The sequence below is a fragment of the Brevundimonas sp. R86498 genome (assembly GCF_044598075.1).
Lineage (GTDB): Bacteria > Pseudomonadota > Alphaproteobacteria > Caulobacterales > Caulobacteraceae > Brevundimonas.
The window spans coordinates 2,828,338-2,852,692 of record NZ_CP139004.1; the positions used below are offsets into that span (position 1 = coordinate 2,828,338).

A 24,355-nucleotide genomic window follows, 5' to 3' on the forward strand; every position below is an offset into this window, starting at 1 on the left:
CTGCAGCAGTCGCCCTATAACGCGTCTGGAGCGGAACGGAACCTGGAGACGACCCCATGGCGATGAACACGACCGACCGCGTGCGCCGCATGAGCGTGGCCAGCGTTCACGTCCACTACGTCGCCAAGGCCGAACGGAAGGGCCGGAAGCGCGCGGAGGTAGACGAGGTGATCCGCTGGCTGACCGGCTATTCGCAGGACCGGCTGGAGGCCCTGCTGGCGGCCGGGATGGACTTCGAGACCTTCTTCGCCGAGGCCCCGGCGATGAACCCCAACCGCTTCCTGATCACCGGGATGATCTGCGGCCACCGGGTCGAGACGATCGAGGACCCCTTCATGCGCGAGGTCCGCCACCTCGACAAACTGGTCGACGAGGTCGGCAAGGGCAAGGCGATGGCGAAGATCCTGAGATCTCCGGCCGCCTGATCACATCCGGAACACGCCGAACGTCGTCTCCTCGACCGGCGCGTTCAGGCTGGCGCTGATCGCCAGCCCCAGCACATCGCGCGTCTGCGCCGGATCGATGATGCCGTCGTCCCACAGCCGGGCCGTCGCATAGTAGGGATTGCCTTCGTCCTCGTACTTCTGCCGGACCGGGGCCTTGAAGGCCTCAGCCTCCTCCGGCGTCCAGCTGTCGGCGTCGCGGTGGACGGTGGCCAGCACCGCCGCCGCCTGTTCGCCGCCCATGACGCTGATCCGGCTGTTGGGCCAGGTGAACAGGAAGCGCGGCGAATAGGCCCGGCCGCACATGCCGTAGTTGCCGGCCCCGAAGCTGCCCCCGATCAGGACGGTAAACTTGGGCACATTGGCCGAGGCGACGGCAGTGACCAGCTTGGCCCCGTCCTTGGCGATGCCCCCCGCCTCATACTTCCCCCCGACCATGAAGCCCGAGATGTTCTGCAGGAACACCAGCGGAATCTTCCGCTTGCAGGCCAGTTCGATGAAGTGCGCCCCCTTCAGCGCGCTCTCCGAGAACAACACTCCATTGTTGGCCAGGATGGCGACCGGATAGCCCCAGATGCGGGCGAAGCCGCACACCAGGGTCTGACCATACAGCGCCTTGAACTCCTCGAACTCCGAGCCGTCGACGACCCGCGCGATGACCTCGCGCACGTCATAGGGGGCCCGCACGTCGTCGGGGATCAGGCCGTACAGCTCCTCGCTGTCGAAGGCAGGGGCCCGGGACTCGCGCACGTCCAGATCGACCCGTTTGACGCTGTTCAGATGACCGACGATGCCCCGCACGATCTCCAGCGCGTGCTCGTCATTTTCGGCCACATAGTCGACCACGCCGGATTTGCGCCCATGGGTCTCCGCCCCGCCCAGTTCCTCGGCCGAGATGACCTCCCCGGTCGCGGCCTTCACCAGCGGCGGGCCGGCCAGGAAGATGGTGCCCTGGTTCCGCACGATCACCGTCTCGTCCGACATGGCGGGCACATAGGCTCCACCGGCGGTGCACGACCCCATGACGCAGGCAATCTGGGGGATGCCCTTCGCCGACATCCGCGCCTGGTTGAAGAAGATGCGGCCGAAATGGTCGCGGTCCGGAAACACCTCGGCCTGATGCGGCAGGTTGGCCCCGCCGCTGTCGACCAGATAGACGCACGGCAGGTGGTTCTGCTCGGCGATCTCCTGCGCCCGGAGATGCTTCTTCACCGTCATCGGGAAATAGGCACCGCCCTTCACCGTCGGATCGTTGGCGACGATCATGACCTCGCGGCCCGACACCCGCCCGACGCCGCAGATCATCCCGGCCCCGGGGGCCTCGTCGCCATACATGCCATTGGCCGCCAGCTGGCCGACCTCAAGAAAGGGCGAGCCGGGGTCCAGCAGCCGCTCAACCCGGTCCCGCGGCAACAGCTTGCCCCGCGCCACATGCCGCTCGCGGCTGGCGTCCGACCCGCCCCGCGCCGCCGTCGCCACCCGCTCGCGCAGCTCGGCGTTCAGGGCGGTATTGTGGGCGTGCAGCGCCTTGAAGGACGCGCTGGAAGGGTCGATGGCAGAGGTGAGCTTCGGCATGGCGGGAGGTTTAGGAGGCTTTGAGGGCGTCGGAAAGGCTTCCCCTCTCCCCTTGCGGGAGAGGGCTTGAGCGCCCGCGAGCGAAGCGAGTGGACTTGCGCGCAAGGGTGAGGGGTTTTGCTGCCTGCCGGCGAGGGCCGGTGTCACCCCTCACCCGGCCGCGCGAGAACGACGGCTGCGCCGCCGTGCGCGGCCTCCCTCTCCCGCAAGGGGAGAGGGTCACTTCCGCAACAACCGATCCCGCGCCGCATTCAGCTTCGCCGCCAGCCCCTCGGTCCCGCCCTGGTCCGGATGCGCCCGCCCCATCAGCCGTCGCCAGGCCGCCGTGATCGCCTCGGGCGTGGCATCGGTCGCAACCCCGAGGATCGCGCGGGCTTCCGCGTCCCCGACCGCCTCGCGGCTCGCCATCACCGACCGGACCCGTGACGCCAGCACCAGCCACAGCGCCGCCCCCATCAGACCTGTCCCCGCAATCCATGCACCCCGGGACAGCGCCAGCGCCCCGCCCGCCAGCAGGGCGGCCGAGACCAGGGTCGCGGCCACCCGCCACTGGCCCCGCCGGGGCCCTTCGGTCTGGCGGCCCAAGCGCACCAGGGCCCAGACCACCACGCCCGCCAGCACGAGCCAGATCAGGCCCATGGGCGAAAGACCGTCACGCCGCGTCGAGCACGGGCATGCGGATGTCGTCCAGCCCCAGGGCCTGCATCAGATTGCGCATCTCCTGACGCGCCGCGACATGGGCCAGCGAAACGGCCACCGGCCGCACCTCATTGGACAGGTCGGCGACGGTCAGGCCGAACGGGAACAGTTCGCGATAGATGACCCGGTCGCGCAGGCCGGGGCCGACGCGGAATCCGACCCGCTTGGCCAGCTTGGCCATCCGTTCTTCCAGACGACGGCGGTTGCGAGCCTCGGCCACCGCCATCCGGTTCACCACCACGATCCAGTCGATGGCGGCGTGGCGGCCTTCAGTGATAGCCCGGTGCTTGCGCGCCTCCCAGACACTTTCGGAGTAGGTCGAGGGCTTGAGCAGATCCAGCGTCACCGGATCGACCGAACCCAGCATGTCGAAATCGACAAAACTGTCGTTCATGGGGGTGACGATCTGGTCGGCTCGCGCATGGGCGGCGCGCGACAGCGCGGTGTCGCCACCCGGCGTGTCGATCAGGATCACTTCGGTCGACCGGGCCTCGGCATAGACCGCCTCGAACCGCGCCAGCTGTTCGGCCTCATCCGCCTTCGCCAAGGCCTTGCCGTCGCCAAGGGCCGGCTCCAGCGGCATGGGCAGGGTCACCTTGTTGGCCGCCGTCCAGGCGGCCCGGTGCGCGAAGAAATGCGACATCGACTGCTGGCGCAGGTCCAGATCGATGATCGCCACCCGCCGCCCGGCGTGCAGCAGGCCGCAGGCGATATGGATGGCCAGGGTGGACTTGCCCGCCCCGCCCTTTTCATTGCCGACGACGATGACCTGGGGCTGCGTCATGATCCGATGATCCCGGTTCGCGCGACAACCAACTCAGGGGCCGGTCGCCAAGGTCCACCAGAATTGAGCCCCCGGGCCTTCGCGTCAACGAAAGGTTAATCGAGACCTGTGGACCGCGCGATCAGCTGCGGCGCAGGCAGCCCAGTCGGGCAGCGTCGGCGGCCCGACACACCGCACGGGCGGCGTCCTGCGACGCCACCACCCTCAGCCGCGTCAGGGTGCGACCGTCGACCTCGACCGGCTCGAAGCGTGGCGAGAGGGACGACACCGTATCCCCGGCTGCGGCAATCCGGGTCCAGGCGGCCCGGGCGGCCGCAGGGCTCGAGAAGGCCCCGAGCTGCAGCGTGGTCAAAACCGGAGTCTTAACAGGGTCAGGCGCGGGCATCGTCCGAACGAGGACGGGCGCCATTCGTGCCTGTGCCGGGCGGGCGGCAACCCGGTCAGCCACGGCCGCGGTAACGACCGGCACCGAGGCCTCGATCAGGGCGGGCACCGCCTGTTCAACTGCGCCCCGCAGCCCGGCATCGCGGGCGTCCCAGAGATCATGGGGATCCATGACCTCGACACGCAGATCCCCGGGGTTGGCCACGGCTTCTGCCGTCACGAAGGCGGGGCGCAGGCCGCCGGCCTGCGTGCTGCCGACGGGGGCTTGCTCGCCGTCCAGCGGGATCCCGGCGACCGCCTCGGCCATCGAACTCGAAGCGGCGGGCATCGCCTTCGACCACCCCGCACGACGTGGTCGAGAGAGCGGCGAGGCCGACGAGGGCTGGACGAAGCAAGGCGCTGGGCGTCATAAGCCAGACCCTCGCACAGCAGGCTTTTCCGTCCCGCAAACGAACACGCTTAAGTCGAAAGGTTAATCCGGTAAGCATGAGCGACGCCTCTTCTCCTCTTCCGATCGCGCGAACGGTCGAAGAGTTGCGCCGCAACGTGCGCGACTGGCGCCGGCAGGGTTTCACTGTGGCCTTCGTGCCAACCATGGGCGCGCTCCACGACGGGCATCTGACGCTGGTGCAGGAGGCCGGCCGCCGCGCAGACCGCGTCGTCGCCAGCGTCTTCGTCAACCCCACCCAGTTCGCCGCCCATGAGGATCTGGGCACCTATCCCCGTCAGGAGGCGAAGGACGCCGCCCTTCTGGCTGGCGCCGGATGCGCCCTGCTGTTCGCCCCGGACGCAGCGGAAATGTATCCCGACGGCTTCACCACCGCGATCAGCGTCGGCGGACCGTCACAGGGTCTGGAAACCGACTTCCGGCCCCATTTCTTCGGCGCGGTCGCCACGGTGGTGGCCAAGTTGCTCAACCAGGTCCAGGCCGACATCGCCGTCTTTGGCGAGAAGGATTATCAACAGTTGATGGTTGTGCGCCGCCTCGCGCGCGATCTCGATATTCCCACCGAGATCGCTGGAGCCCCGACCGAACGCGACGGTCACGGCCTCGCCCTTTCTTCACGCAACGCCTATCTGTCCGACACTGACCTGGAGGTGGCGCGCCAGCTGAATGGGGTTCTGGCCGAGGCTGCCGCGAAAGCCGCGGATCATCGCCCCCTCCCCGCCGTCGAGCGCGAGGCCTGCGCCGCCCTGCTCAAGGCCGGCTTTGACCGGATCGACTATGTCGCTGTGCGCCGCGCGGACGATCTGGGGGTGTTTCCGGACGCCGTGGTCGATGCGCCGGCACGCATTCTCGCCGCCGCCTGGATCGGAAAGACACGGCTGATCGACAACCTCGCCGTCTGACACCTGCGGCGGCTTGACGCATCTCAGGCTTCCGTATTTCTTCGCTCACGGAACGGGGAAATACGAAAAATGAAACCAGCGACACTCGCTGCGTGCGGTCTGATGACCGTTGCGCTTCTGACCGGCTGTGATGCGGTCAGCCAGAATACCACGATTACGGTCGCGGAGGGGGAGCTCCCGCGCACGCTCGCCGCCAGCCACGTCGACGCCGGCCGCTATCTGGTGCTGGTCGGCGGCTGCAACGACTGCCACACCCCGGCCTACGCCCGGACCAACGGGGCCGAGCCCGCAGAGTCGGAATGGCTGAAGGGCAGCACCGAGGGCCACACCGGGCCCTGGGGCACCAGCTACGGCAAGAACCTGCGGCTCACCGTGGCGGGCATCACCGAGGACCAGTGGGTCGAGAAGCTGTCCACCGGCACCAGCCTGCCGCCCATGCCTTGGCCCGGCGTGCGGGCCATGTCCGACGCCGACAAGCGCGCGGTCTATGCCTACATCAAGTCCCTGCCGGGTGAGGCGGGTACCCCCGCCCCCGCACCGCTGCCGCCCGGTGCAACACCGCCTGCGGCCTAGCCGATCGCGCCGACGCAGCCTTCGGCATCGCCGGGGGTCAGGCCGGCGTCGGTCAGGGCCAGGGTCCAGCCGTGGTGGGTGTTCAGCCCCCAGCGGCGGGCCCCGCCCCCGTCTCCGGCGTCGCCACCGGCCGTGACGATGACGCTGCGACCCCGCGGCAATGCCGCCGGATCGATCTTGCCGACAGCCAGGGATGTCGGCTGCCCGCCCGACTGGCCGAAGCCGTCGAACACGCTCAGCGATGACCAGTCGCGCCGCAGTCCCAGCCACCAGGGGTCGTCGGTATTGATTGCCAGCACAGCCACACCCTTGCCCTCGGCGGCGAAGGCAAGGGCACCCTGGGGATCGCGCACCATGCGAATGGCCGCGGCCACACCAAAGCGGCGTCGCGCGCCGTCGAAGGCCCGCGTCGGATCGATCGGGGCCCAGACCTGGACCTGCAACTGGCCCTGACGCGCCAGTCCCCAGCCGACGATCTCGCGCCAAAGGCCGGCCACGGCCTCGGCATTGTCGGGTTCGGCCTTGTTCAGCATCCGGCTGAGGACCGTCTGCTCCCGGTCGGGGCGCAGCTTGGTGTGGGGACCGTGGGGCGCGTCCTTGGCGAGGCCGACTTTGGCGGCGATGGCCAGACGGCGCTGGAACAGGGCCAGCAGTTCGTCATCGACGGCGTCGATCTCGGCGCGCAGGGCGGCCAGCGCCATCTGCTCGGCGGACAGATCCTCGGGGTTCATATCGGGCCAGACGGACTGGAGACTGGATTTCGGCATGGGATGAAGGCTTTCAACGGGTTCACTTCGACAGGGGTGCAGGGGTGCGCCGCCGCCCGGTTCAGGGCGGTCGCCGGCGAGGCTGTCAGGAGCGGGTGCCGCTCGAGGCCTCAGCCGGCGTATCGAAAGCCGTAAAAGCGATAGCCAAAATAGAGGCCGGCCGCGCGCGAGCGGAGCGAAAGGGTCGAAAGCGAAGCGCGCAGCGGGGACATGGGTCTGACCGGTTCCTCGGATCCTTGAGATCCGTATGCCCTTAAGACACGCACGGATCGTGCGCCGTCAACCCGCCTCGCGGGTCAGGAGAACAAATCGCGTGCGATTATCTGCGGAATCCTGCAGATCGTGGCGCAGGATCGACAGGCCATAGACCTCGGCCGCTGCGGCAGGACCGAGGGCCGCCCGGGTGCGGTCGCCGCTCTCCGACACCTCGCGCGCAGCCCCCGCCGTATCGAAGGCCTCGACCGGCGCAAGCTTCAGTGCCGCCAGTGAGCCCGCGCACTGGGCCAGCGCGACCGGGTGGCTGGCCACCGAGCGGAGTTCCCCCAGCTCGACCCCGTTCAACGCCAGCAGGGCCATCCGGATCGGCCGCCACGCCTCCCCGGCAACGGCGAGGCCCGAGCTTCGGACCAGCGTCGCCGCCGGTTCGACCTGCCCGATCGTCGAGTTCTCGACCGGGATCAGGGCGCAGTCGCAAGCGCCCGACTTTACAGCGTCAATCGCCTCTTCGAACGTGTCGAACGGCACATGTTCGTCCCACGGCCTCAGCTGGGCGCAGGCCTCGTGACTGAAGGCCCCGGGGGCGCCCTGATAGGCCGTGCGCCCTCCCCGGTCGTCGCTCTGGGGTTTGCCGATGTCGTCCATTCGATCTCTCGCCGTCGTGCCTGTCCGCAGATGGCCCGAACGACGGGCAGGAACAAGGCCGAACCGACTTGCCTCGCCCGGTCAGGGACGCCAAGACTGTCCACGACACTTGCCCAGCGTGAGCCCCCCATGCCCCCTTCGAGTCCCGGAAGCCGGCGGTCCCTCCTGCTCGGGCTCGGGGGGCTGGCTCTGGGGGGGCCAGGGCTTACCGGTTGCGTCACAGCCCCGGCCCCCGCGCCGCGCGTGCTGCGCCCGCGATTCGTCACGCCGCCCCTTGCTCCCTTCCGGCTGGACGCCTCCCTGATCACGCGGATCACGGTCTGCACCCGGCCCTTCCGCGCCCGCGGCCCCCGCATCGAGGCCGAGACGGTGGGCGACAAGCGGGTGGTCCATAACTACGGTCACGGCGGCAGCGGCTGGTCCCTGTCCTGGGGCTCGGCCGGGATCGCGCGTGATCTGGCGCTGGAGGGCGGGACGCGCGAGGTGGCGGTGATTGGCTGCGGCGCGCTCGGCCTGACCTCGGCCACCCTGTTGCAGCGGGCCGGCGCGAAGGTAACCATCTACGCCGCCGAACGTCTGGCCCTGACCCGGTCGGCCCGCGCCACGGGCCTGTGGACGCCCGATTCACGCATTGCCGACGCCGACCGGGTCGATCCGACCTTCCCGGCCCTGTGGGAACGGATGGCACGGGACGCCTGGGCCATGCACCAGACTTATGTCGGCCTGCCGGGCGAGCCGGTCGCCTTCCTCGATCGGTACGCTCTCAGCAATTCTGCCGCAGCTCCGCCCCGGCCGGCGGTGCCCCGTGTTCCAGTTCCCGATCCGGCGGCACCCGTACGGGTCCGGTTCGCCGAATACGCGGGGCGGCTGAACGACGTCGTGCCCCTGTCCCGGACGCTGGAGGCGCGACAGCACCCCTTCCCCGTTCCAGGGGCGCGGGTCGCGCCGAACATGCAGTTCAACATCGCCGAACTCGGCCACAGGCTGATGGCCGACTTCATCGCAGAGGGCGGGAGGATCGAGCAGCGGACCTTCCGGAGCCCCGGGGAGCTCGCGACCCTCGCCGAACCGGTCGTGGTCAACTGCACCGGCTATGGCGCGCGCGCCCTGTTCGGCGACGACAGCCTTGTGCCCGTGCGCGGCCAGATGGCCTGGCTCCCGCCCCAGCCGGAGGTCCGTTACAGCGTCTATTACGACGGCGTGGGCCTCATCTCCCGGCCAGACGGCGTCGGGGTCCAGGCCCTGAGGGGCGGCGACATGGCCGGCTATGGCGACGCCAAGGAAAACATTGACCGGGCCGAGGCGGAGGCTGCCATCGACCGGGCCGCCGTCCTCTTCGAGGCCACCGGCTTCAAGGTCTGAGGCCTCAGGCCGCCTTTGATGTGTTAAGCCGTCCGCTCTTCAGCCGCTCGGCCACGAGGAAGGCCAACTCCAGCGCCTGATCCGCATTCAGGCGCGGATCACAGTGGGTGTGGTAACGGCTGGACAGGTCGTCCTCCGACACCGCCTGGGCCCCGCCGAGGCATTCGGTGACGTTCTGGCCGGTCATTTCCAGATGGACGCCGCCGGGGTGGACCCCCTCGTGCTCGGCCACCTCGATGAAGCCCTTCACCTCGCCCAGAATGCGGTCAAACGGCCGGGTCTTGAAGCCGTTGGAGGCCTTCAGCGTGTTGCCGTGCATGGGATCGATCGACCAGATCACCCGCTTGCCGTGGGCCTTGGCAGCCGCCATGAGGCGCGGGAGGCGGTCGTGGACCTTGTCGTGGCCGAAGCGGCCGATGATGGTCAGGCGTCCGGGCGTATTGTCCGGGTTCAGGGCGTCGATCAGGGGCAGCAGGTCGTCCGGCTCCATCGTCGGACCGCACTTCACCCCGATCGGGTTCCGGATGCCGCGCATGAATTCGACATGGGCCCCGTCCAGCTGACGCGTGCGCTCGCCGATCCATAGCATGTGCGCCGAGGTGTCGAACCATTCGCCCGAACCGCCATCCAGCCGCGTCAGGGCGCTCTCGACGTTCAGCAGCAGGGCCTCGTGCGAGGTGAAGACCTCGACGCGCGACAGATCCGGATGGGTCTCGGGCGTGACGCCGACCGCCTCCATGAAGGCCAGAGCCTCGGCGATCTTGTCGGCCAGTTCGCGGTACTGGGCCCCGATGCCGTTGTCGGCAAAGCCCTGGGTCCAGCGGTGGATGTTGTACAGATCGGCATAGCCCCCGCCGGCGAAGGCGCGCAGCAGGTTCAGCGTCGAGGCCGACTGGTTGTAGGCCTTCAGCAGCCGCTGCGGATCGGGCACCCGCTCTTCCGGCGTGAAGGCCATGCCGTTGATGATGTCGCCGCGATAGCTGGGCAGGGTGACGCCGTCGATCTCCTCGACGCCGGACGATCGCGGCTTGGCGAACTGGCCGGCGATCCGTCCCACCTTCACCACGGGCTTGCGGCCCGCGAAGGTCAGGACCACCGCCATCTGCAGCAACAGCCGGAAGGTGTCGCGGATGTTGTCGGTCGAGAACTCCTTGAAGCTCTCGGCGCAGTCTCCCCCTTGCAGCAGGAAGGCCTTGCCCGCCTCGACATCGGCCAGACGCTCCTTCAGCCGCCGTGCCTCACCAGCGAACACCAGCGGCGGCAGGGCGCGCAGCTTATCCTCCACAAGGCCGAGGGCATGGGCATCCGGATAGTCCGTCGGCATCTGCACGACGGGCTTGTTTCTCCAGCTTTCGGGGGTCCAGCGCGTATTCATTTCGCAAGAATAGGCTTCCGGCCGCCGGGAAACAAGAAAACTGGTCTCCTCCCTGTCGCGGAGCGATGGAGAGGAGACGTTTTAACTCACACCGCGCTGCCGTCCTGCGACTGCTTGACCTTCAGGGTCACCAGCTCCTCGGCCATGGTCGGATGGACGGCGCAGGTGGCGTCCCACTGGGCCTTGGTCAGGCCGGCCTTCACCGCGATCGCGGCCAGCTGGATCATCTCCGGGGCCTCCGGCCCGACGATGTGAACCCCGACGACGCGATCGGTATCGGCATCCACCACCAGCTTCATCAGCACCCGCTCATCCGACCCGGTGAAGGCATATTTCATCGGCCGGAACCGGGTCAGATAGACGTCCACGCCCTTTGCACAGGTATGGCGCGCCTCGCTCTCGGTCAGGCCGACCACGCCCACCGGCGGCTGGCTGAACACCGCCGTCGCCACGGCCTCATAGTCGAAATGCTGTGGATTGTTCCGATAGACCGTCTCATGGAAGGCCACGGCCTCGCGGATCGCGACGGGGGTCAGGTTCATCCGGTCGGTGACGTCGCCGATGGCCCAGATGTTGTCAGCGGTCGTTTTCGACAGCGTATCGACCTGGATCGCCCCCTTGTCGTTCAGCTGGACCCCGGCCGTCTCCAGCCCCAGCGCCTTGACGTGGGGGACGCGGCCGGTCGCGAACATGACAACATCGGTCTCCAGCTCCATGCCGTTCTCCAGCACGTTCAGCAGGCCCGTCGGGGTCTTGCGGATCTCGGTGTGCTGGCTGCCCAGGATGACCTTGATCCCGCGCTTCTCGATCTCCCCCGCCAGATGGGCGCGCACGTCGTCGTCGAACCCGCGCAGGATGTTGGGGCCGCGATACAGCAGCGTGGTCTCGACCCCCAGCCCGGCGAAGATCCCCGCGAACTCCACCGCGATATAGCCGCCGCCCGCGATCAGGATGCGTTTGGGCAACTCCGGCAGGTGGAAGGCCCCCTCGGACGTGATGGCATGCTCGATCCCCGGCAGGCTCTCTGGCATCCACGGCCGCCCCCCGGTCGCGATCAATATCCGCTCGGCCGTGACGGTCAGGTCGCCGCCGTCCTCGCCCTTGCCGGCGATGACCACCGTGTGGGCGTCGGTCAGCACCGCCCGGCCGTGGATCAGCTCGACCCCGGCCTTGCCCAGATTGGCGGCATAGATGCCCGACAGCCGGGCGATCTCGACGTCCTTGGTCTCGATGAATTTCGGCCAGTCGAAACTGGCCTCGACCGTCCAGCCATAGCCCTCGGCCGTCTCGAATTGGTGGGCGAAGTCACTGGCCATGACCATGAATTTCTTGGGCACACAGCCGCGGATCACGCAGGTCCCGCCGACCCGGTGCTCCTCGGCGATGGCCACCCGCTTGCCGCCCAGCGCCGTCAGCCTTGCTGCCCGCACCCCGCCCGAACCGGCACCGATGACGAAGAGGTCGTAGTCGTAGGCGGTCATGGCGATCCGAATTTCAGGAAAAAATCAGAGGCCGTTGAGTCCGCTGAGTCCGGATCGTCGGCCTGGATGGCGGAGCAATGCCGTGGATTTAGGTGCCGGACCCGCCCTCGGCAAGCGAACGGCGAGTCGCGGAACAACGGCGCCGACCTTCGCATCGGTTGTTCAGGGGCTCAGCACCTCGACCACCTGATCGCCGCCGATGATCGCCTCATCGGCCAGATCCAGGAACAGGCCGTGTTCGACCACGCCAGTGATCAGCTTCAGATCGTCGGCCAGCCGCACCGGGTCATGAATGGCCCCGCACAGGACGTCATAGATCAGGTTGCCGCCGTCGGTGCGGACCACGCCGCGATCCGCCTGACGCAGGCGGGCGGGCATGGGGATCTCGTGATCAATCAGCACGTCCATGATCCGGTTCGCCGTGGCCTTGTGCCCGAACGCCACCACCTCGATCGGCAGGGGAAAGGTGCCCAGCACCGGCACCACCTTGGCCGCGTCGGCGATGACGATGCACCGATCCGAGGCCTCCCACACCAGTTTCTCGCGCAGCAGGGCCGCGCCACCGCCCTTGATCAGGGCCAGCCCCGGCCCGACCTCGTCGGCTCCGTCCACGGTCAGGTCGATGCGCGACACATCCTCCAGCGTCGTCAGCGGCAGACCCAGCTCGCGGGCCAGATCGGCCGTCTTCTCCGACGTCGGCACACAGCGCAGCCCGGCCAGGCCGCGCGCCGCCAGCGCCTTGACGAACCAGGCCGCCGTCGAACCGGTGCCCAGCCCTACGACCATCCCGGCCTCGACCCTCAGGGCCGCCGCCTCGCCGGCGATCTGTTTTTGAAGGTCGCTCATTTCGACTTCGCCGCCTTTTTCGCCTTTGCCCGGTCGCGGAACGCCGCGCCCGCCCCGTCCTTGTTCACCTGCCGCCCCCGGCCCAGCGCCATGGCGTCCGCCGGTACATCCTCCGTGATGACCGAGCCCGACCCCACGATCGCCCCTGCGCCGATGGTCACCGGAGCCACCAGCGCCGAGTTCGACCCCACAAAGGCCCCTGCCCCCACCTCGGTGCTGGCCTTGTTGAAGCCGTCGTAGTTGCAGAAGATCGTGCCCGCGCCGATGTTCGCGCCCTCCCCGACCGCGCCGTCGCCCAGATAGGACAGGTGGTTCGCCTTGGCCCCCGCCTCCATCCGCACATTCTTCACCTCGACGAAATTGCCGACCTTCACGTCCGGCCCCAGATCCGCGCCGGGCCGCAGCCGGGCGTAGGGACCGACCTCGGCCCCCGTGGCGACGGTGGCCCCCTCGATATGGCTGAAGCTGCGGATCCGGGCCCCGCCCGCCACCTTCGCCCCTGGGCCAAAGACCACGAACGGCTCGATCACCGTCCCCGCCCCAACCTGGGTGTCCCAGGCGAAATGGACAGTCTCCGGCGCGCTCATGGTCACCCCGGCCGCCAGGAAGGTCTCGCGCTGCACCCTCTGGAACAGGGCCTCGGCCGTCGCCAGCTCGGCCTGGGCGTTCACGCCCATGACCGCGTCTTCCGACGCCATCACCGCCCGGGTCGGAGCCCCGCGCCGACGGGCCAGCTCGACCACATCGGTCAGATAGTATTCGCCCTTGGCATTGGCATTCGTCACCTCGCCCAGCAGGGAGAACAACAGACCCACCGGCGCGGCCATCACGCCGGAATTGCAGGTGGTGATTGCCAGCACCTCGGCCGAGGCCTCCTTCGCCTCGGTGATGGCTGTCAGGGTCTCCCCCTCCATCACCAGCCGACCATAGGCCCCCGGATCGGCCGCCTCGAATCCGATCACGGTGACGCCGTCCTGCGCTTCAAAGACCGCCTCAATGTCTGCGGCCCGCAACAGGGGCACATCGCCATAGGTCACCACCACCTGCCCGACGAAATCGCCCAGCACGGCCTCCGCCGCCCTCACCGCATGGCCGGTGCCCAGCGGCGGATCCTGCACCGCGATCGCATCCTCGCCCAGCCGGGCCACCACATGGGCGCGGACCTCGGGCGAATGGGTCCCCACCACCACCACGATCCGCTCGCAGCCCAGCGCCTCGGCCGCGTCGATGGCATGGTCCAGCATGGCGCGGTGGCCGACGGGATGCAGCACCTTGGGCAGGGGGGACTTCATCCGCGTACCCTGACCGGCGGCAAGGATGATGGCAGCTCTCTTGGTCATGGGATTCCCGACGCGACGTCCGGGCCCGGCGATACCCCATGGTCGCCCGCGACGAAAGCCGCCCTACCGCAGTTCCGGAATCCGGCGCCGGATCGATTCGGCATGGCGACGCAGGCGGCTCAGGACCGGATGCGCCGGGACCTGACGCCGCTCGGGCAGATCGACCGACCACAGGGCCCGGATATGGGCATGCAGATGCGGATGACGGTCATACTGGTGCACGACCGGACTGACCCCGCCGTCGGGGTTCAGGATCCGGTCCCCCTTGATCGTCAGGGTCCCGCCCTCCACCAGCCCCAGCGTCGCCACGCGCGAGAAGTTCGGACAGCGCACCACCGGCACCAGATCCAGATGGGCGGCGATGTTGAACGCGGCCTGATCCGCCCCGAAAGCCCCGCCCATCGCGGAACGTGGCCGCGCCGACAGCATCAGCAGGGTCCGGCACATCCGCGCCAGCTCCCCGGCCGGCCCGGCGACCGTCCCGACACACAGCGCCGGCCGGTCGCGGATGACATCGGCGATGCCGGGCCCGGCCAGGGCGGTGATGTATTTCATGTTGAACCGGTGATCCCCGCAGGTGCCCGGCTCCTCGAACGCCTCAATGGCGGTGGGCGCGGGCGACAGGGGATTGGCCTGAAACACCACATCGCGCACATCGGTCAGCAGTACGCTGGCGTCCGCCGGCATCCCCCGCAACAGGGCGTCAAAGGTCGCCAATCTCTCGACCGCCACATGCGGCCGCCAGCCGGTCACCGGCGCACGGGGCACCACCCCGACGTCATGAGCCGCCAGGAATTCCAGCATGGCCGGATCGGGATCGACCACCAGGGCGACCGCCCCCTGGAACACCGCCCGCAGCGACAGGACGAACGGCGCAATCTGGGCCACCCCATAGCCCGTCGCATAACCCAGGACATGGCGAGCCGCGGCCGTGTCCACAGCCCGCGCCCCTGCGGACGCGTCGCGGAAATGCTCCGCCAGCCATTCAAGATAGGTCGTAGCGATGGGTCGTGATCCTCACGCGGGATGCCCGCTGCCGGGCCCCTCGGGTCTCATCCGGTACGTCGATTTCGCCGGATGCGCCATGGCGACGGCCAAAATGCGTCGCCCCGCCCCGGTGGACGCGCCGGCCCCACCGGTCCATAGGGCGGCGCAGTTTCGGGGATGACCATGATCGAACGCGACCTTGAGGGCTGGACCCTGGCCTTCGACCTCGACGGCACCCTGGTGGAAACCCATCAGGATCTGGTCGGCACCCTGAACCGGATGCTGGTCATCGAGGGCCTGCCCGCCGTGCCGATGGAGGGTGCCCGCGAACTGATCGGCGGCGGGGCGAGGGCCCTGCTGGAGCACGGCTTCACCCTGGCCGGCGCGCCACTGGAACGGGCGCGCGACCCGCAGCTGTTCGAGGCCTTCATCGCCGACTACATCGAACACATCGCCGATCACTCCGCGCCGTTCGAGGGCGTGGTGGAGACGCTGGAGACCCTCTCGGCGCGCGGCGCGACCCTGGTGGTCGTGACCAACAAGCGCTCGGACCTGTCCGAACTGCTCCTGGGCCGGATCGACCTGACCCGCCATTTCGCCGCCATTGTCGGCCCCGACCGGGTCAGTGCGAGGAAACCCTCCGGGGCCCACCTGATCGAGGCGATCATCTCCGTCGGCGGCGATCCGACCCGCGCCATCATGATCGGCGATGCCGCCCCCGACGCGGGCACGGCGCAGGACGCGAACATCCCCTGCATCCTGTGCAGCTTCGGCTACACCCCCATCCCGGTCGAGGACCTCGACCCCGACGTCATCGTCGACGCCTTCGACGACATCGAGGAAGCCATCGATATGATCGTGGTCGACCACTATGTGGCCCGGGCGATGGCGGGGGGCTGAGGGGCCCGCAACACCGCAAGATCGGTCGCGCACCCCCGTCCGGCACCGGCGACACTCCGGACGTCACGGGGATGAGGGAACGATGACGGCCACGCTCCAGCGCTATCAGGTCCGGATGCAACGGGTGCTCGATCACATCGACGCGCACCTCGATGGCGACCTGGATCTGGACGCCCTGAGCGCGGTCGCGGCGTTCTCGAAATTCCATTTCCACCGCCAGTTCTCGGCCACCTTCGGGGTCTCGGTGCACCGCTATGTGCAGCTGGCCCGTCTGAAGCGCGCCTCGCGGCAACTGGCCCACGGTCCGGAGGCCAGCGTCACCGAGATCGCGCTCGACGCCGGCTATGAGACGTCCGACGCCTTTGCCCGCGCCTTTCGGCAAAGGTTCGCCCAGTCGCCGTCGGACTTCCGGAAATCTCCCGACTGGGAGCCGTGGCTCCGGGCCCTTGCGCCCTTCAACATCGCCAGGAGCAGCCTCATGCCGACGACCTTTTCCCCCGACCAGGTGACGATCCGCGCGGTCGTCCCCACCCGCGTGGCGATCTTCGAGCACCGGGGTGATCCCGACACCGTCGACGACACGGTCCGGCGCTTCATCGCCTGGCGCAGGGCCGCGGGCCTGTCTCCGAAGACCCATCCGACCTTCAATGTCTGGCATTCCGAGCGCCGGCCGGCGGACCCCGCCGACTACAGCATGGACCTGTGCGTGGGCCTCGGTCCCGATCAGGAGCTCGACACAGGCGACGGCACGGCGCGGATCGGCGAAATCCCCGGCGGACGCTGCGCGGTGCTGCGGGTGGAGGGCGACACCCACGACCTGGAGCCCGCCGCCCTCTACCTCTACCGCCACTGGCTGCCCGCCAGCGGCGAGGAGATGCGCGACTTTCCCGTCTACTGCCAGCGCTTCTTCCTCGACACCCCGGCTCTCGGCACGGCCGCCGAGCTGTTCCTGCCGCTGCGGTAGGGGTGGGTCCCCCTACCCCGCCTTCGCCGCGTCGAACGCCTCCCGCGCCGTCTCGATCCGCGCCAGATTGGCCTCGGCCCACTGCCACACGCCGCAGAAGGCCTCGGCGAGGCTGAAGCCGAGGTCGGTCAGCCGATATTCCACCTTCGGCGGCACCACCGGATGGACGGTCCGGATCACCAGCCCGTCGCGCTCCATCTGGCGCAGGGTCTGGGTCAGCATCTTCTGGCTGACGCCACCCGACAGGGCAGCCAGCCGGGTAAAGCGCTGCTCGCCGTGCTCGGCCAGCACGTCGAGCACGATCATCGTCCATTTGTCGGCCACCCGGCCGATGACCTCGTTCACCAGCGCCTCGACACGCGGATCGACCGGCGGGTGATCGAAGACGGCAGGGCGGACAGCGACGGGCTTCGCAGCGGCGGACATCGGTTTCCTTTCGGTAAGTAGGGCACATTCCGGTGCCTACTTTCTGTTCGTACGTGTCCGTTCTATCTCACCCGCCACCGGGCAGGAAGCCCGAAGGAGCACTGACATGAATACCGCACACGACACCGTCCTGATCACCGGCGGCGGCACCGGCATCGGCCGCGCCATGGCCGAGGCCCTCCACGCGAAGGGCGCGAAGGTCATCGTCGCCGGCCGCCGCGAAGACGTCCTGGCCGAGGTCTGCGCCGCCAACCCGGGCATGGCCCATGCCGTGCTGGACGTCGCCGATCCGGCCTCGATCCGCGCCGGCGTCGCCCGGATCATCGCCGACCATCCCGCCCTGAACACCGTGATCAGCAATGCCGGAATCATGAAGGTCGAGACCCTGTCGGGTGGCACCTTAGACCTTGACCTCGTCGACGAGACCGTGGCCATCAACCTTCTGGGCACCATCCGGCTGGCGGCGGCGGTCCTGCCGCACCTGCTGACCCGCCCGTCGGCCACCTTCGTCACCGTATCCTCGGGTCTGGCCTTTGTCCCCCTCGCAGCGACCCCGACCTATTCGGCCACCAAGGCGGCGATCCATTCCTGGACCCAGGCCCTGCGCACCCAGCTGGCCGGCACCCCGGTCAGGGTCATCGAATGGGCCCCTCCGGCGGTCGCCACCGACCTGATGCCCGGCCATGCCGACAACCCCAACTCCATGCCCCTGGCCGACTTCACCACCGAAAGCCTCGCCCTGTTCGAGGCCGGCCATGACGACGTGCTGGTCGAACGCGTGAAGTTTCTCAGCAGCGCGGAGGCCCGCGGCGACTATGACAGTGTGTATCAGGCCCTGAACGGGGCTCACTGACCCGTCCTCTCTCGATGGGAGAGGGCCTGCACGGGGTCGATAGATTTCCTCGTCACCGCGCCGGTTGCAGTCGCACCCGCCAACCAACATGTTGCGAGGCCCTCCCCGAAAGCCTCACCCGCATGATCCGTCGCTTCTTCGCCATCCCCCTGTGGCAGCGCACCGCCGCCGGCTTTGCCCTCGGCATCGTCGCCGGCCTGATCCTGCGGGAACAGGCGACGGTCTGGCTCCAGCCGATCGGGGACGTCTATCTGAACCTGATCCGGATGGTGGTGGCTCCCCTCGTCCTGTTCACCATCGCCTCTTCCATCGCGAAACTGGGCGAGGGCGCGGGCGCGGTGCGGCTGGGGGCCCGGACCCTGATGTGGTTCGCGATCACCTCCCTGCTGGCCGTGCTGGTCGGCTTCGCCTTCGGCCACCTGATCAATCCGGGGCTGGGCCTGTCCAACCTGCCACTGGGCGAGGTGCGCGAGCGCGAGATCCCGACCCCGCTGGAGGTCCTGATCGGCATCGTCCCGACGAACCCCTTCGCCGCCCTCAGCGAGGGCCGGGTGCTCCAGATCATCTTCTTCTCGGCCCTCGTCGGGGCCGCGCTGGTGGCGCTCGGCGACCGCGCCCAGACCGCCCGGCGGCTGGTCGACGAGGGGGCGGCCATCATCTTCCGCATAACCCGCTGGGTCATCCAGCTGACCCCGTTCGGCGTCTTCGGCCTGATCGGCTCGGTCGTCGGCGGCTACGGCTGGGAGGCCCTGCTGCCGCTCGGCAAGTTCATCTTCGCCATCTACGCCGCCTGCCTGTTCCACATCCTGATCGTCTATTCGGGACTGTTGAAGCTGCACGGCCTCAGCGCGCTCGCCTTCCTGCGCGGAGCCTTCGCCGCGCAGCAGACCGCCTTCGCCACCTCATCGTCGCTGGGCACCCTGCCCATCACTCTGCGCCAGACGGTCGAGCGTCTGGGCGTCCCCCAGGCCTATGCCGCCTTCGCCGTCCCCCTGGGGGCCAACGTCAAGATGGACGGCTGCGGAGCCATCTATCCGTCCATCGCCGCCATCTTCATCGCCCAGTATTTCGGCATCGAGCTCAGCCTCACCCAGTACATCCTGATCGGCCTGACCGCCGTGCTGGGCTCGCTGGGCACCGCCGGGGTCCCCGGCACCTCTATCGTCATGCTGACCCTGACGCTTTCCACAGCGGGGCTCCCTCTGGAGGGGATCGGCTATATCGTCGCCATCGACCGCATCATCGACATGATGCGCACCGCCACCAATGTCACCGGCCAGATGCTGGTCCCGGTGCTGGTGGCGAAGGAGGAAGGCCTCCTCGACGAGGGCATCTACAACGGCCACGTCGCTTGGCTGCCCGGCGACCCCGAGGCCGAGACCCCGGAAGGCGTGCGCGCGGCGGGCATCTGAGGCTTGCACGGCCCGGGCGACCGGGCTATGTCCCCGCCTCCCCCGCGCGGACGACCGTCTGCGGGGCCCGAGATGGATGCTTAGCTCAGCGGGAGAGCACCTCGTTCACACCGAGGGGGTCGCAGGTTCAATCCCTGCAGCATCCACCATCTCCCTCCCGCACCCCGATCCGGCCGGATCCAGCGCCCGTCAGTCCTGCACGCCGGGATCCAGCGGCTGGTGCGTGAACCCCTTGAGACCGCTGACCGGCCGGGCGTCCCGGGTGATCTCCACCTCGCTCTCCGCATAGGCGACCAGCAGCCGCGCCAGATCGACCAGCGCGCTCTCATGGATGCGTTCATAGCCGTGACTGGCGTCGATCCCGAAGGTCAGCAGGGCGGTGCGAATGTCGGCCCCGGATTCCAGGGCAGAGGCCGAGTCCGAGCGGTAGTAGCGGAACACGTCCTTCTGGTGCGGAATGTCGTGGTCGCGGGCCAGCTGGACCAGCTTGCGCGTCAGGTGCCAGTCGAACGGGCCGGTCTGGTCGGCCATGGCGATGGTGACGCCGAATTCCGACGAATTCTGTCCCGGGGCCGTGGTGCCGTTGTCGACCGTGACCATCGCCGCCACATCCGGCACCAGAACCGAGGACGCCCCCAGCCCGACCTCCTCGGCGATGGTGAACAGCCACCAGGTGTCGACCGTCGGCGTCCGTTCCTCGCGGATCAGGCACTCCAGCGCGGCCAGAAGTGTCGCCACCCCCGCCTTGTCGTCGAGGTGACGCGAGACGATGAACCCCGTGTCCATGAACTCCGGCTGGGGGTCGATGGCCACGATGTCGCCGATGTCGATACCCAGCGCCCGAGTGTCCTCGGGGCCATGCGTCACCGCATCGATCCGCAGCTCGACCTGACGCCAATTGACCGGCTGGGTGTCCACCTCCTCATTGAAGGTGTGACCCGAGGCCTTCAGCGGCAGGATCGTCCCGCGCCACGCCCCGCCCTCGGAAAACACCGTCGCCCGCGCCCCTTCCGCGAACCGCGACGACCAGTGACCGATGGCCACCAGTTCCAGCCGCCCGTTGGGCTTCACCTGTTTGACCTGGGCTCCCAGCGTGTCGACGTGGGCGACGATCGCCCGGGCCGGCGTGGGCGAGCGTCCGGGCAGCCGGGCCCGGATCGCCCCGCGCCGGGTCAGCTCGTAGTCGAGTCCGAGACGCTCCAGCTCACGGCACAGCAGCCAGACGGCTTCATCGGTGTAACCCGCCGGGCTGGGCGTCTTCAGCAAATCGGCCAGTCGGGCCTTCAGATAGTCGAGGTCGATCTCGGGTCGGGCCAGGGGGGCCTCCTTCAGGCTTCGGATCGCGGCGCTGTGCGCGCCGAGGTCGGGGCGGACAGGGGGAACAGCAGGTCGATGAACCGCTCGGCGGTCGGCTGCGGTTCGTGATTGGCGAGGCCAGGGCGCTCATTGGCCTCGATGAAGGCGTAGTCGGCCTCGCGCGGCGACCTCACCATCAGGTCGATCCCGGTGACCGGGATGTCGATGGCGCGGGCGGCGGCGATGGCGGCGCGGATCAGGGCCGGATGCACCTCGTCCGTCACGTCGTGGATGGTCCCGCCCAGATGCAGGTTGGCCGCCTTGCGCACCAGCACCTCGGCCCCCTCCGGGGCCACGTCGTCAAGCCGATAGCCGGCCTCGGCCAGGGTCCGTTCGGTCTCGTCATCGACCGGGATGGTCGACTCCCCGCCGGTCGCCGCGGCGCGACGGCGGCTCTGGTGTTCGATCAGGGCGCGCAGACTAGACCGGCCATCCCCGACCACGCGCGGCGGGCGCCGCAGGGCGCAGGCCACGACCTTGTAGTCGATCACCACCAGCCGCAGATCCTCGCCCTGCACCTGTTCCTCGATCAGCACCTCGGAACAGATCCGGCGCGCCCGGACCAGAGCGGCCTGCACCTCGCCCATGGTCTTCAGACCGACCGCCACACCCTGTCCCTGTTCACCCCGCGCCGGCTTGACCACGAGGGCCCCGAACCGCTCCAGCGCCTCGTCGATGGCCTGTGGATCGTCCGGATCGATCCGCTCTGGCACCCGGACCCCCGCCGCCTCCACGATTTGCCGGGTCATCCGCTTGTCGTCGCAGATGCTCAGCGCCACCGCCGAGGTCAGTTCCGACAGGCTCTCGCGGCACCGCACCGTCCGCCCGCCCCAGTTCAGACGGAACAGCCCGCCCTCGGCGTCGACAATCTCGGTGTGGATGCCCCGCCGCCGCGCCTCGTTGACGATGATCCGGGCATAGGGGTTCAGGTCGTGATCGTCGGTGGGTCCGACGAACAGCGCCTCATTGATCGGATTCTTGCGCTTGACCCCGAAGAAGGACACCCGGCGAAAGCCCAGCTTCTCATACAGGGCGATGGCATGGTCGTTGTCGTGCATCACCGACAGATCCATGTAGGCCAGCCCCTGGGTCTTGAAATGCTCGGCCAGACGCCGCACCAGCGCCTCCCCCACCCCCGGCTGGGTCGCCTGCGGATCGACCGCCAGACACCACAGCGATGAGCCACATTCGGGATCGTCGAAGGCCCGCGCGTGGTTGACGCCCGTGACCGTGCCGATCACCGCGCCCGTGGTCGTGTCCTCGGCGACGAAGTAGGTGATGGCCCGGTCGTCGCGGTGGGACCAGAAGAAGTCCGGCGGGACCGGAACCATCCGGCGCCGGGCATAGATGTCATTGACCGCCTCGGCATCCATCTCCGAGGTCATCCGACGCACGGTGAACCCCCTCGGCTGGCGACGGCTGGCGCGATAGGTGGCCAGTTCCAGCCGGTAGGTGTGCGATGGATCGAGAAACAGCTCCTGCGGGGCCTGGGCCAGCAGGACGTGCGGATTGCGGACATAGAATGCGATGTCGCGCCGGTCCGGCCCTTCGGCGCGCAGGGCCTCGACCAGCGGCTCGGCCGTGGCGAAGGTCTGGGCGAACAACAGCCGCCCCCAGCCGCAGTCCAGCACGGCGTCGGGTCGCGGCCCCTCCCCCGTCCGCACCGGCGGCTTCAGCCCCTCGTGCCGCAGCCGCTTCAGCCGGTGGGCCTTGGACCGCTCCGGCCGGACGTCAGACGCCATGGTGCTGCATCCACATCTCGAGCACGGCCACCTGCCACAGCTCCGAACCGCGCAGTGGCGTGATGTGTTCGGTGGGATTGGCGAACAGGGTGTCCAGATAGCCCCTTTCGAACAGCCCGCGATCGCGCGCCGCCGAGTTGGTCAGGGCTTCGCGCACCATCTCCAGATAGGGCCCCTGGATGTATTTCAGGGCCGGCACCGGGAAATAGCCCTTCTTGCGGTCGATCACCTCCGACGGGATCACCAGACGCGCCGCCTCCTTCAGCACGCCCTTTCCGCCTTGGGCCAGCTTGTGCTCCGGCGGAATCCGGCCGGCCAGTTCGACCAGCTCATGGTCGAGGAACGGCACCCGGGCCTCCAGCCCCCAGGCCATGGTCATGTTGTCGACCCGCTTCACCGGGTCGTCGACCAGCATCACCTGGCTGTCCAGACGCAGCGCCTGATCCACCGGCGTCGCCGCCCGTCCTTGCGCGAAATGCGCCTCGACCAGCGCCCGGCTGACATCGGTGTCGGCCATGTATGCGCCGTTCAGCTGGGTCTTCAGCGTCGCATGGCTGCGGTCGAAGAAGGCCTTGGCATAGGTCTCGACCGGATCGTTCGTGTCGACCATCGGCGGGTACCAGTGGTAGCCGGCGAACACCTCGTCCGCCCCCTGCCCCGACTGCACCACCTTGATGTGCTTGGCGACCTCCTCGCTCAACAGATAGAAGCCGACATTGTCGTAACTGACCATCGGCTCCGACATCGCCCCGATGGTCCCCGGCAGGGCCTCCATCAGCCGCTGATGCGGCACGAAGATCTGGTGGTGCTTGGTCCCGTAGTGTTTCGCAATCAGGTCCGAATAGACGAACTCGTCCCCCTTCTCGCCATTGGCTTCCTCGAAGCCGACCGAGAAGGTCATCAGCTCTTTCTGGCCCAGTTCGGCCAGCAGGCCGACGATCAGGCTGGAGTCCACGCCGCCGGACAACAGCACCCCCACGGGCACATCGGCCACCATGCGCCGCTTCACCGCCTCGCGCAGGCTGTCCAGCACCCGGTCGCGCCAGTCCTCGGCCGTCAGGCCGGCGTCCTCGGCATGCCGCGTCATGTCGGGCTGCCAGTACAGCCGGTCCTTCGCCGTTCCGTCCGCCTCGATCACCCGGATCGTCGCCGGCGGGAACTTCTTCACGCCCTTCAGGATCGTGTGCGGCGGCGGCACCACAGCGTGGAAGGTCATATAGTGGTGCAGACCGACCGGATCGATCGACCGGTCCACATCCCCCGCCGCCAGCAAAGCCGGCAGGGTCGAGGCGAACCGCAGCCGCTTGCCCTGTTCGGCCAGATACAGCGGCTTGATGCCGAACCGGTCGCGGGCGATCACGACCCGGCCGCTGTCCCGCTCATGCAGGACGAAGGCGAACATGCCCTTGAAGCGATCGACGCAGCCCTCGCCCCAAGCCTTCCAGGCCTTGATGATGACCTCGGTGTCGCCGTGCGAGAAGAAGCGGAACCCCATCCCCTCCAGCTCCGCGCGGAGCTCGGGATAGTTATAGATGCAGCCATTGAACGCGAGGGTGATGCCCAGGTCGGCGTCGACCATCGGCTGCTGCGCCGCTTCCGAAAGGTCGATGATCTTCAGCCGGCGATGGCCCAGCCCCACCGGGCCGCGCATCACGATACCGGACCCGTCTGGTCCCCGGGGCGAGAGCGCATCGGTCATGCGTTGAACGGCCCCGGCATCGGCCGGTCGTCCGTCGAAATTGATCTCGCCGCTCAGACCGCACATGGGCCCTCCGTGAATTGTGGAAGCAGCGTGTGGAAACGGCCAAGGTCCGAAAGGGTTCATCCGGACGATCGACCGGCCCTCGCAATCCGGGCCCCATGACCGGGGCTGGA

General features: G+C 68.6%; 23 protein-coding genes and 1 tRNA gene. 9 read left to right on the forward strand and 15 right to left on the reverse strand.

From position 1 onward, the window contains the following. Positions 1-56: 56 nt before the first annotated feature. Entirely contained in the window at positions 57-425 is a 369-nt protein-coding gene (locus SJY26_RS13890) for a DUF2200 domain-containing protein (protein WP_396593596.1), read from the forward strand. Here SJY26_RS13890 and SJY26_RS13895 read toward each other — a convergent pair whose 3' ends face one another. The 4 genes from SJY26_RS13895 to SJY26_RS13910 form a co-directional block, all read right to left on the reverse strand. Continuing rightward, on the reverse strand, positions 426-2,018 hold the full coding sequence (locus SJY26_RS13895) for a carboxyl transferase domain-containing protein (protein ID WP_396593597.1): 1,593 nt from the start codon (positions 2,016-2,018) through the stop codon (positions 426-428). It lies immediately after the preceding gene. 219 nt (positions 2,019-2,237) lie between these two features. After that, positions 2,238-2,657, reverse strand: coding sequence for a J domain-containing protein (locus tag SJY26_RS13900; protein WP_396593598.1), 420 nt, complete (start codon positions 2,655-2,657; stop codon positions 2,238-2,240). Between the two features lie 13 nt (positions 2,658-2,670). Further along, positions 2,671-3,501: a division plane positioning ATPase MipZ gene (locus tag SJY26_RS13905; protein WP_396593599.1), complete on the reverse strand. Its 831-nt coding sequence runs from the start codon at positions 3,499-3,501 to the stop codon at positions 2,671-2,673. Between the two features lie 121 nt (positions 3,502-3,622). Further along, positions 3,623-4,213, reverse strand: a complete 591-nt coding sequence (locus SJY26_RS13910; protein ID WP_396593600.1) for an SPOR domain-containing protein — start codon at positions 4,211-4,213, stop codon at positions 3,623-3,625. Positions 4,214-4,371: 158 nt separating this feature from the next. Between SJY26_RS13910 and panC the strand changes: the two genes are divergently transcribed. Together panC and SJY26_RS13920 are read left to right on the forward strand one after the other, a co-directional pair. Continuing rightward, entirely contained in the window at positions 4,372-5,235 is an 864-nt protein-coding gene (gene panC, locus SJY26_RS13915) for a pantoate--beta-alanine ligase (RefSeq protein WP_396593601.1), read from the forward strand. 102 nt (positions 5,236-5,337) lie between these two features. Next, positions 5,338-5,808 carry a c-type cytochrome gene (locus SJY26_RS13920; protein WP_396593602.1) on the forward strand — a complete coding sequence of 157 codons (471 nt, stop codon included), beginning with the start codon at positions 5,338-5,340 and terminating at the stop codon, positions 5,806-5,808. Here the strand turns inward: SJY26_RS13920 and SJY26_RS13925 are convergent. Both SJY26_RS13925 and SJY26_RS13930 read right to left on the reverse strand, forming a co-directional pair. Further along, the gene (locus SJY26_RS13925; protein ID WP_396593603.1) at positions 5,805-6,575 is read right to left on the reverse strand and encodes a chorismate mutase; all 771 of its coding nucleotides are present in this window, start codon (positions 6,573-6,575) and stop codon (positions 5,805-5,807) included. The two genes, SJY26_RS13920 and SJY26_RS13925, sit on opposite strands and share 4 nt — an antisense overlap. A 279-nt stretch (positions 6,576-6,854) precedes the next feature. Next, the gene (locus SJY26_RS13930) at positions 6,855-7,436 is read right to left on the reverse strand and encodes a prephenate dehydratase domain-containing protein (protein ID WP_396593604.1); all 582 of its coding nucleotides are present in this window, start codon (positions 7,434-7,436) and stop codon (positions 6,855-6,857) included. A gap of 243 nt (positions 7,437-7,679) precedes the next feature. Between SJY26_RS13930 and SJY26_RS13935 the strand changes: the two genes are divergently transcribed. Further along, a complete protein-coding gene (locus SJY26_RS13935) occupies positions 7,680-8,798 on the forward strand; it encodes an FAD-dependent oxidoreductase (RefSeq protein ID WP_396593605.1) in 1,119 nt (372 codons plus the stop codon). A 4-nt stretch (positions 8,799-8,802) separates the two neighbouring features. On the opposite strand, the gene SJY26_RS13940 is transcribed toward SJY26_RS13935, so the two are convergent. The 5 genes from SJY26_RS13940 to SJY26_RS13960 form a co-directional block, all read right to left on the reverse strand. After that, entirely contained in the window at positions 8,803-10,173 is a 1,371-nt protein-coding gene (locus tag SJY26_RS13940) for a class II 3-deoxy-7-phosphoheptulonate synthase (protein WP_396593606.1), read from the reverse strand. 86 nt (positions 10,174-10,259) lie between these two features. Beyond that, a complete protein-coding gene (gene gor / locus SJY26_RS13945) occupies positions 10,260-11,654 on the reverse strand; it encodes a glutathione-disulfide reductase (RefSeq protein ID WP_396593607.1) in 1,395 nt (464 codons plus the stop codon). A 162-nt stretch (positions 11,655-11,816) separates the two neighbouring features. Continuing rightward, complete coding sequence (rpiA, locus tag SJY26_RS13950) at positions 11,817-12,500, reverse strand: ribose-5-phosphate isomerase RpiA (protein ID WP_396593608.1); 684 nt, start codon at positions 12,498-12,500, stop codon at positions 11,817-11,819. Continuing rightward, positions 12,497-13,840, reverse strand: coding sequence for a bifunctional UDP-N-acetylglucosamine diphosphorylase/glucosamine-1-phosphate N-acetyltransferase GlmU (gene glmU / locus SJY26_RS13955; RefSeq protein ID WP_396593609.1), 1,344 nt, complete (start codon positions 13,838-13,840; stop codon positions 12,497-12,499). The genes rpiA and glmU overlap by 4 nt, the downstream gene beginning before the upstream one ends. A gap of 63 nt (positions 13,841-13,903) precedes the next feature. Next, positions 13,904-14,779, reverse strand: a complete 876-nt coding sequence (locus SJY26_RS13960; RefSeq protein WP_396593610.1) for a hypothetical protein — start codon at positions 14,777-14,779, stop codon at positions 13,904-13,906. A gap of 231 nt (positions 14,780-15,010) precedes the next feature. On the opposite strand from SJY26_RS13960, the gene SJY26_RS13965 reads away from it, so the two are divergent. Both SJY26_RS13965 and SJY26_RS13970 read left to right on the forward strand, forming a co-directional pair. After that, entirely contained in the window at positions 15,011-15,727 is a 717-nt protein-coding gene (locus SJY26_RS13965) for an HAD hydrolase-like protein (RefSeq protein WP_396593611.1), read from the forward strand. A gap of 82 nt (positions 15,728-15,809) precedes the next feature. After that, the gene (locus SJY26_RS13970) at positions 15,810-16,691 is read left to right on the forward strand and encodes a GyrI-like domain-containing protein (RefSeq protein WP_396593612.1); all 882 of its coding nucleotides are present in this window, start codon (positions 15,810-15,812) and stop codon (positions 16,689-16,691) included. Positions 16,692-16,703: 12 nt separating this feature from the next. Here SJY26_RS13970 and SJY26_RS13975 read toward each other — a convergent pair whose 3' ends face one another. Then, entirely contained in the window at positions 16,704-17,117 is a 414-nt protein-coding gene (locus SJY26_RS13975) for a winged helix-turn-helix transcriptional regulator (RefSeq protein ID WP_396593613.1), read from the reverse strand. Positions 17,118-17,223: 106 nt separating this feature from the next. Here SJY26_RS13975 and SJY26_RS13980 point away from each other — a divergent pair, with 106 nt between their 5' ends. The 3 genes from SJY26_RS13980 (at position 17,224) to SJY26_RS13990 (ending at position 19,531) form a co-directional block, all read left to right on the forward strand. Next, positions 17,224-17,970, forward strand: a complete 747-nt coding sequence (locus tag SJY26_RS13980) for an SDR family oxidoreductase (RefSeq protein WP_396593614.1) — start codon at positions 17,224-17,226, stop codon at positions 17,968-17,970. A 122-nt stretch (positions 17,971-18,092) separates the two neighbouring features. Continuing rightward, a complete protein-coding gene (locus SJY26_RS13985; protein WP_396593615.1) occupies positions 18,093-19,382 on the forward strand; it encodes a dicarboxylate/amino acid:cation symporter in 1,290 nt (429 codons plus the stop codon). Positions 19,383-19,456: 74 nt separating this feature from the next. Next, positions 19,457-19,531, forward strand: a tRNA-Val gene (locus tag SJY26_RS13990). Positions 19,532-19,571: 40 nt separating this feature from the next. On the opposite strand, the gene SJY26_RS13995 is transcribed toward SJY26_RS13990, so the two are convergent. Genes SJY26_RS13995 through SJY26_RS14005 form a run of 3 tightly spaced genes read right to left on the reverse strand, consistent with a single transcriptional unit; the run spans position 19,572 to position 24,245 of the window. Then, positions 19,572-20,723 carry an osmoprotectant NAGGN system M42 family peptidase gene (locus SJY26_RS13995; protein WP_396595769.1) on the reverse strand — a complete coding sequence of 384 codons (1,152 nt, stop codon included), beginning with the start codon at positions 20,721-20,723 and terminating at the stop codon, positions 19,572-19,574. Then, positions 20,711-22,480 carry an N-acetylglutaminylglutamine synthetase gene (ngg, locus tag SJY26_RS14000; RefSeq protein WP_396593616.1) on the reverse strand — a complete coding sequence of 590 codons (1,770 nt, stop codon included), beginning with the start codon at positions 22,478-22,480 and terminating at the stop codon, positions 20,711-20,713. The genes SJY26_RS13995 and ngg overlap by 13 nt, the downstream gene beginning before the upstream one ends. Next, positions 22,470-24,245, reverse strand: a complete 1,776-nt coding sequence (locus SJY26_RS14005) for an N-acetylglutaminylglutamine amidotransferase (RefSeq protein ID WP_396593617.1) — start codon at positions 24,243-24,245, stop codon at positions 22,470-22,472. The genes ngg and SJY26_RS14005 overlap by 11 nt, the downstream gene beginning before the upstream one ends. Positions 24,246-24,355 lie beyond the last annotated feature (110 nt).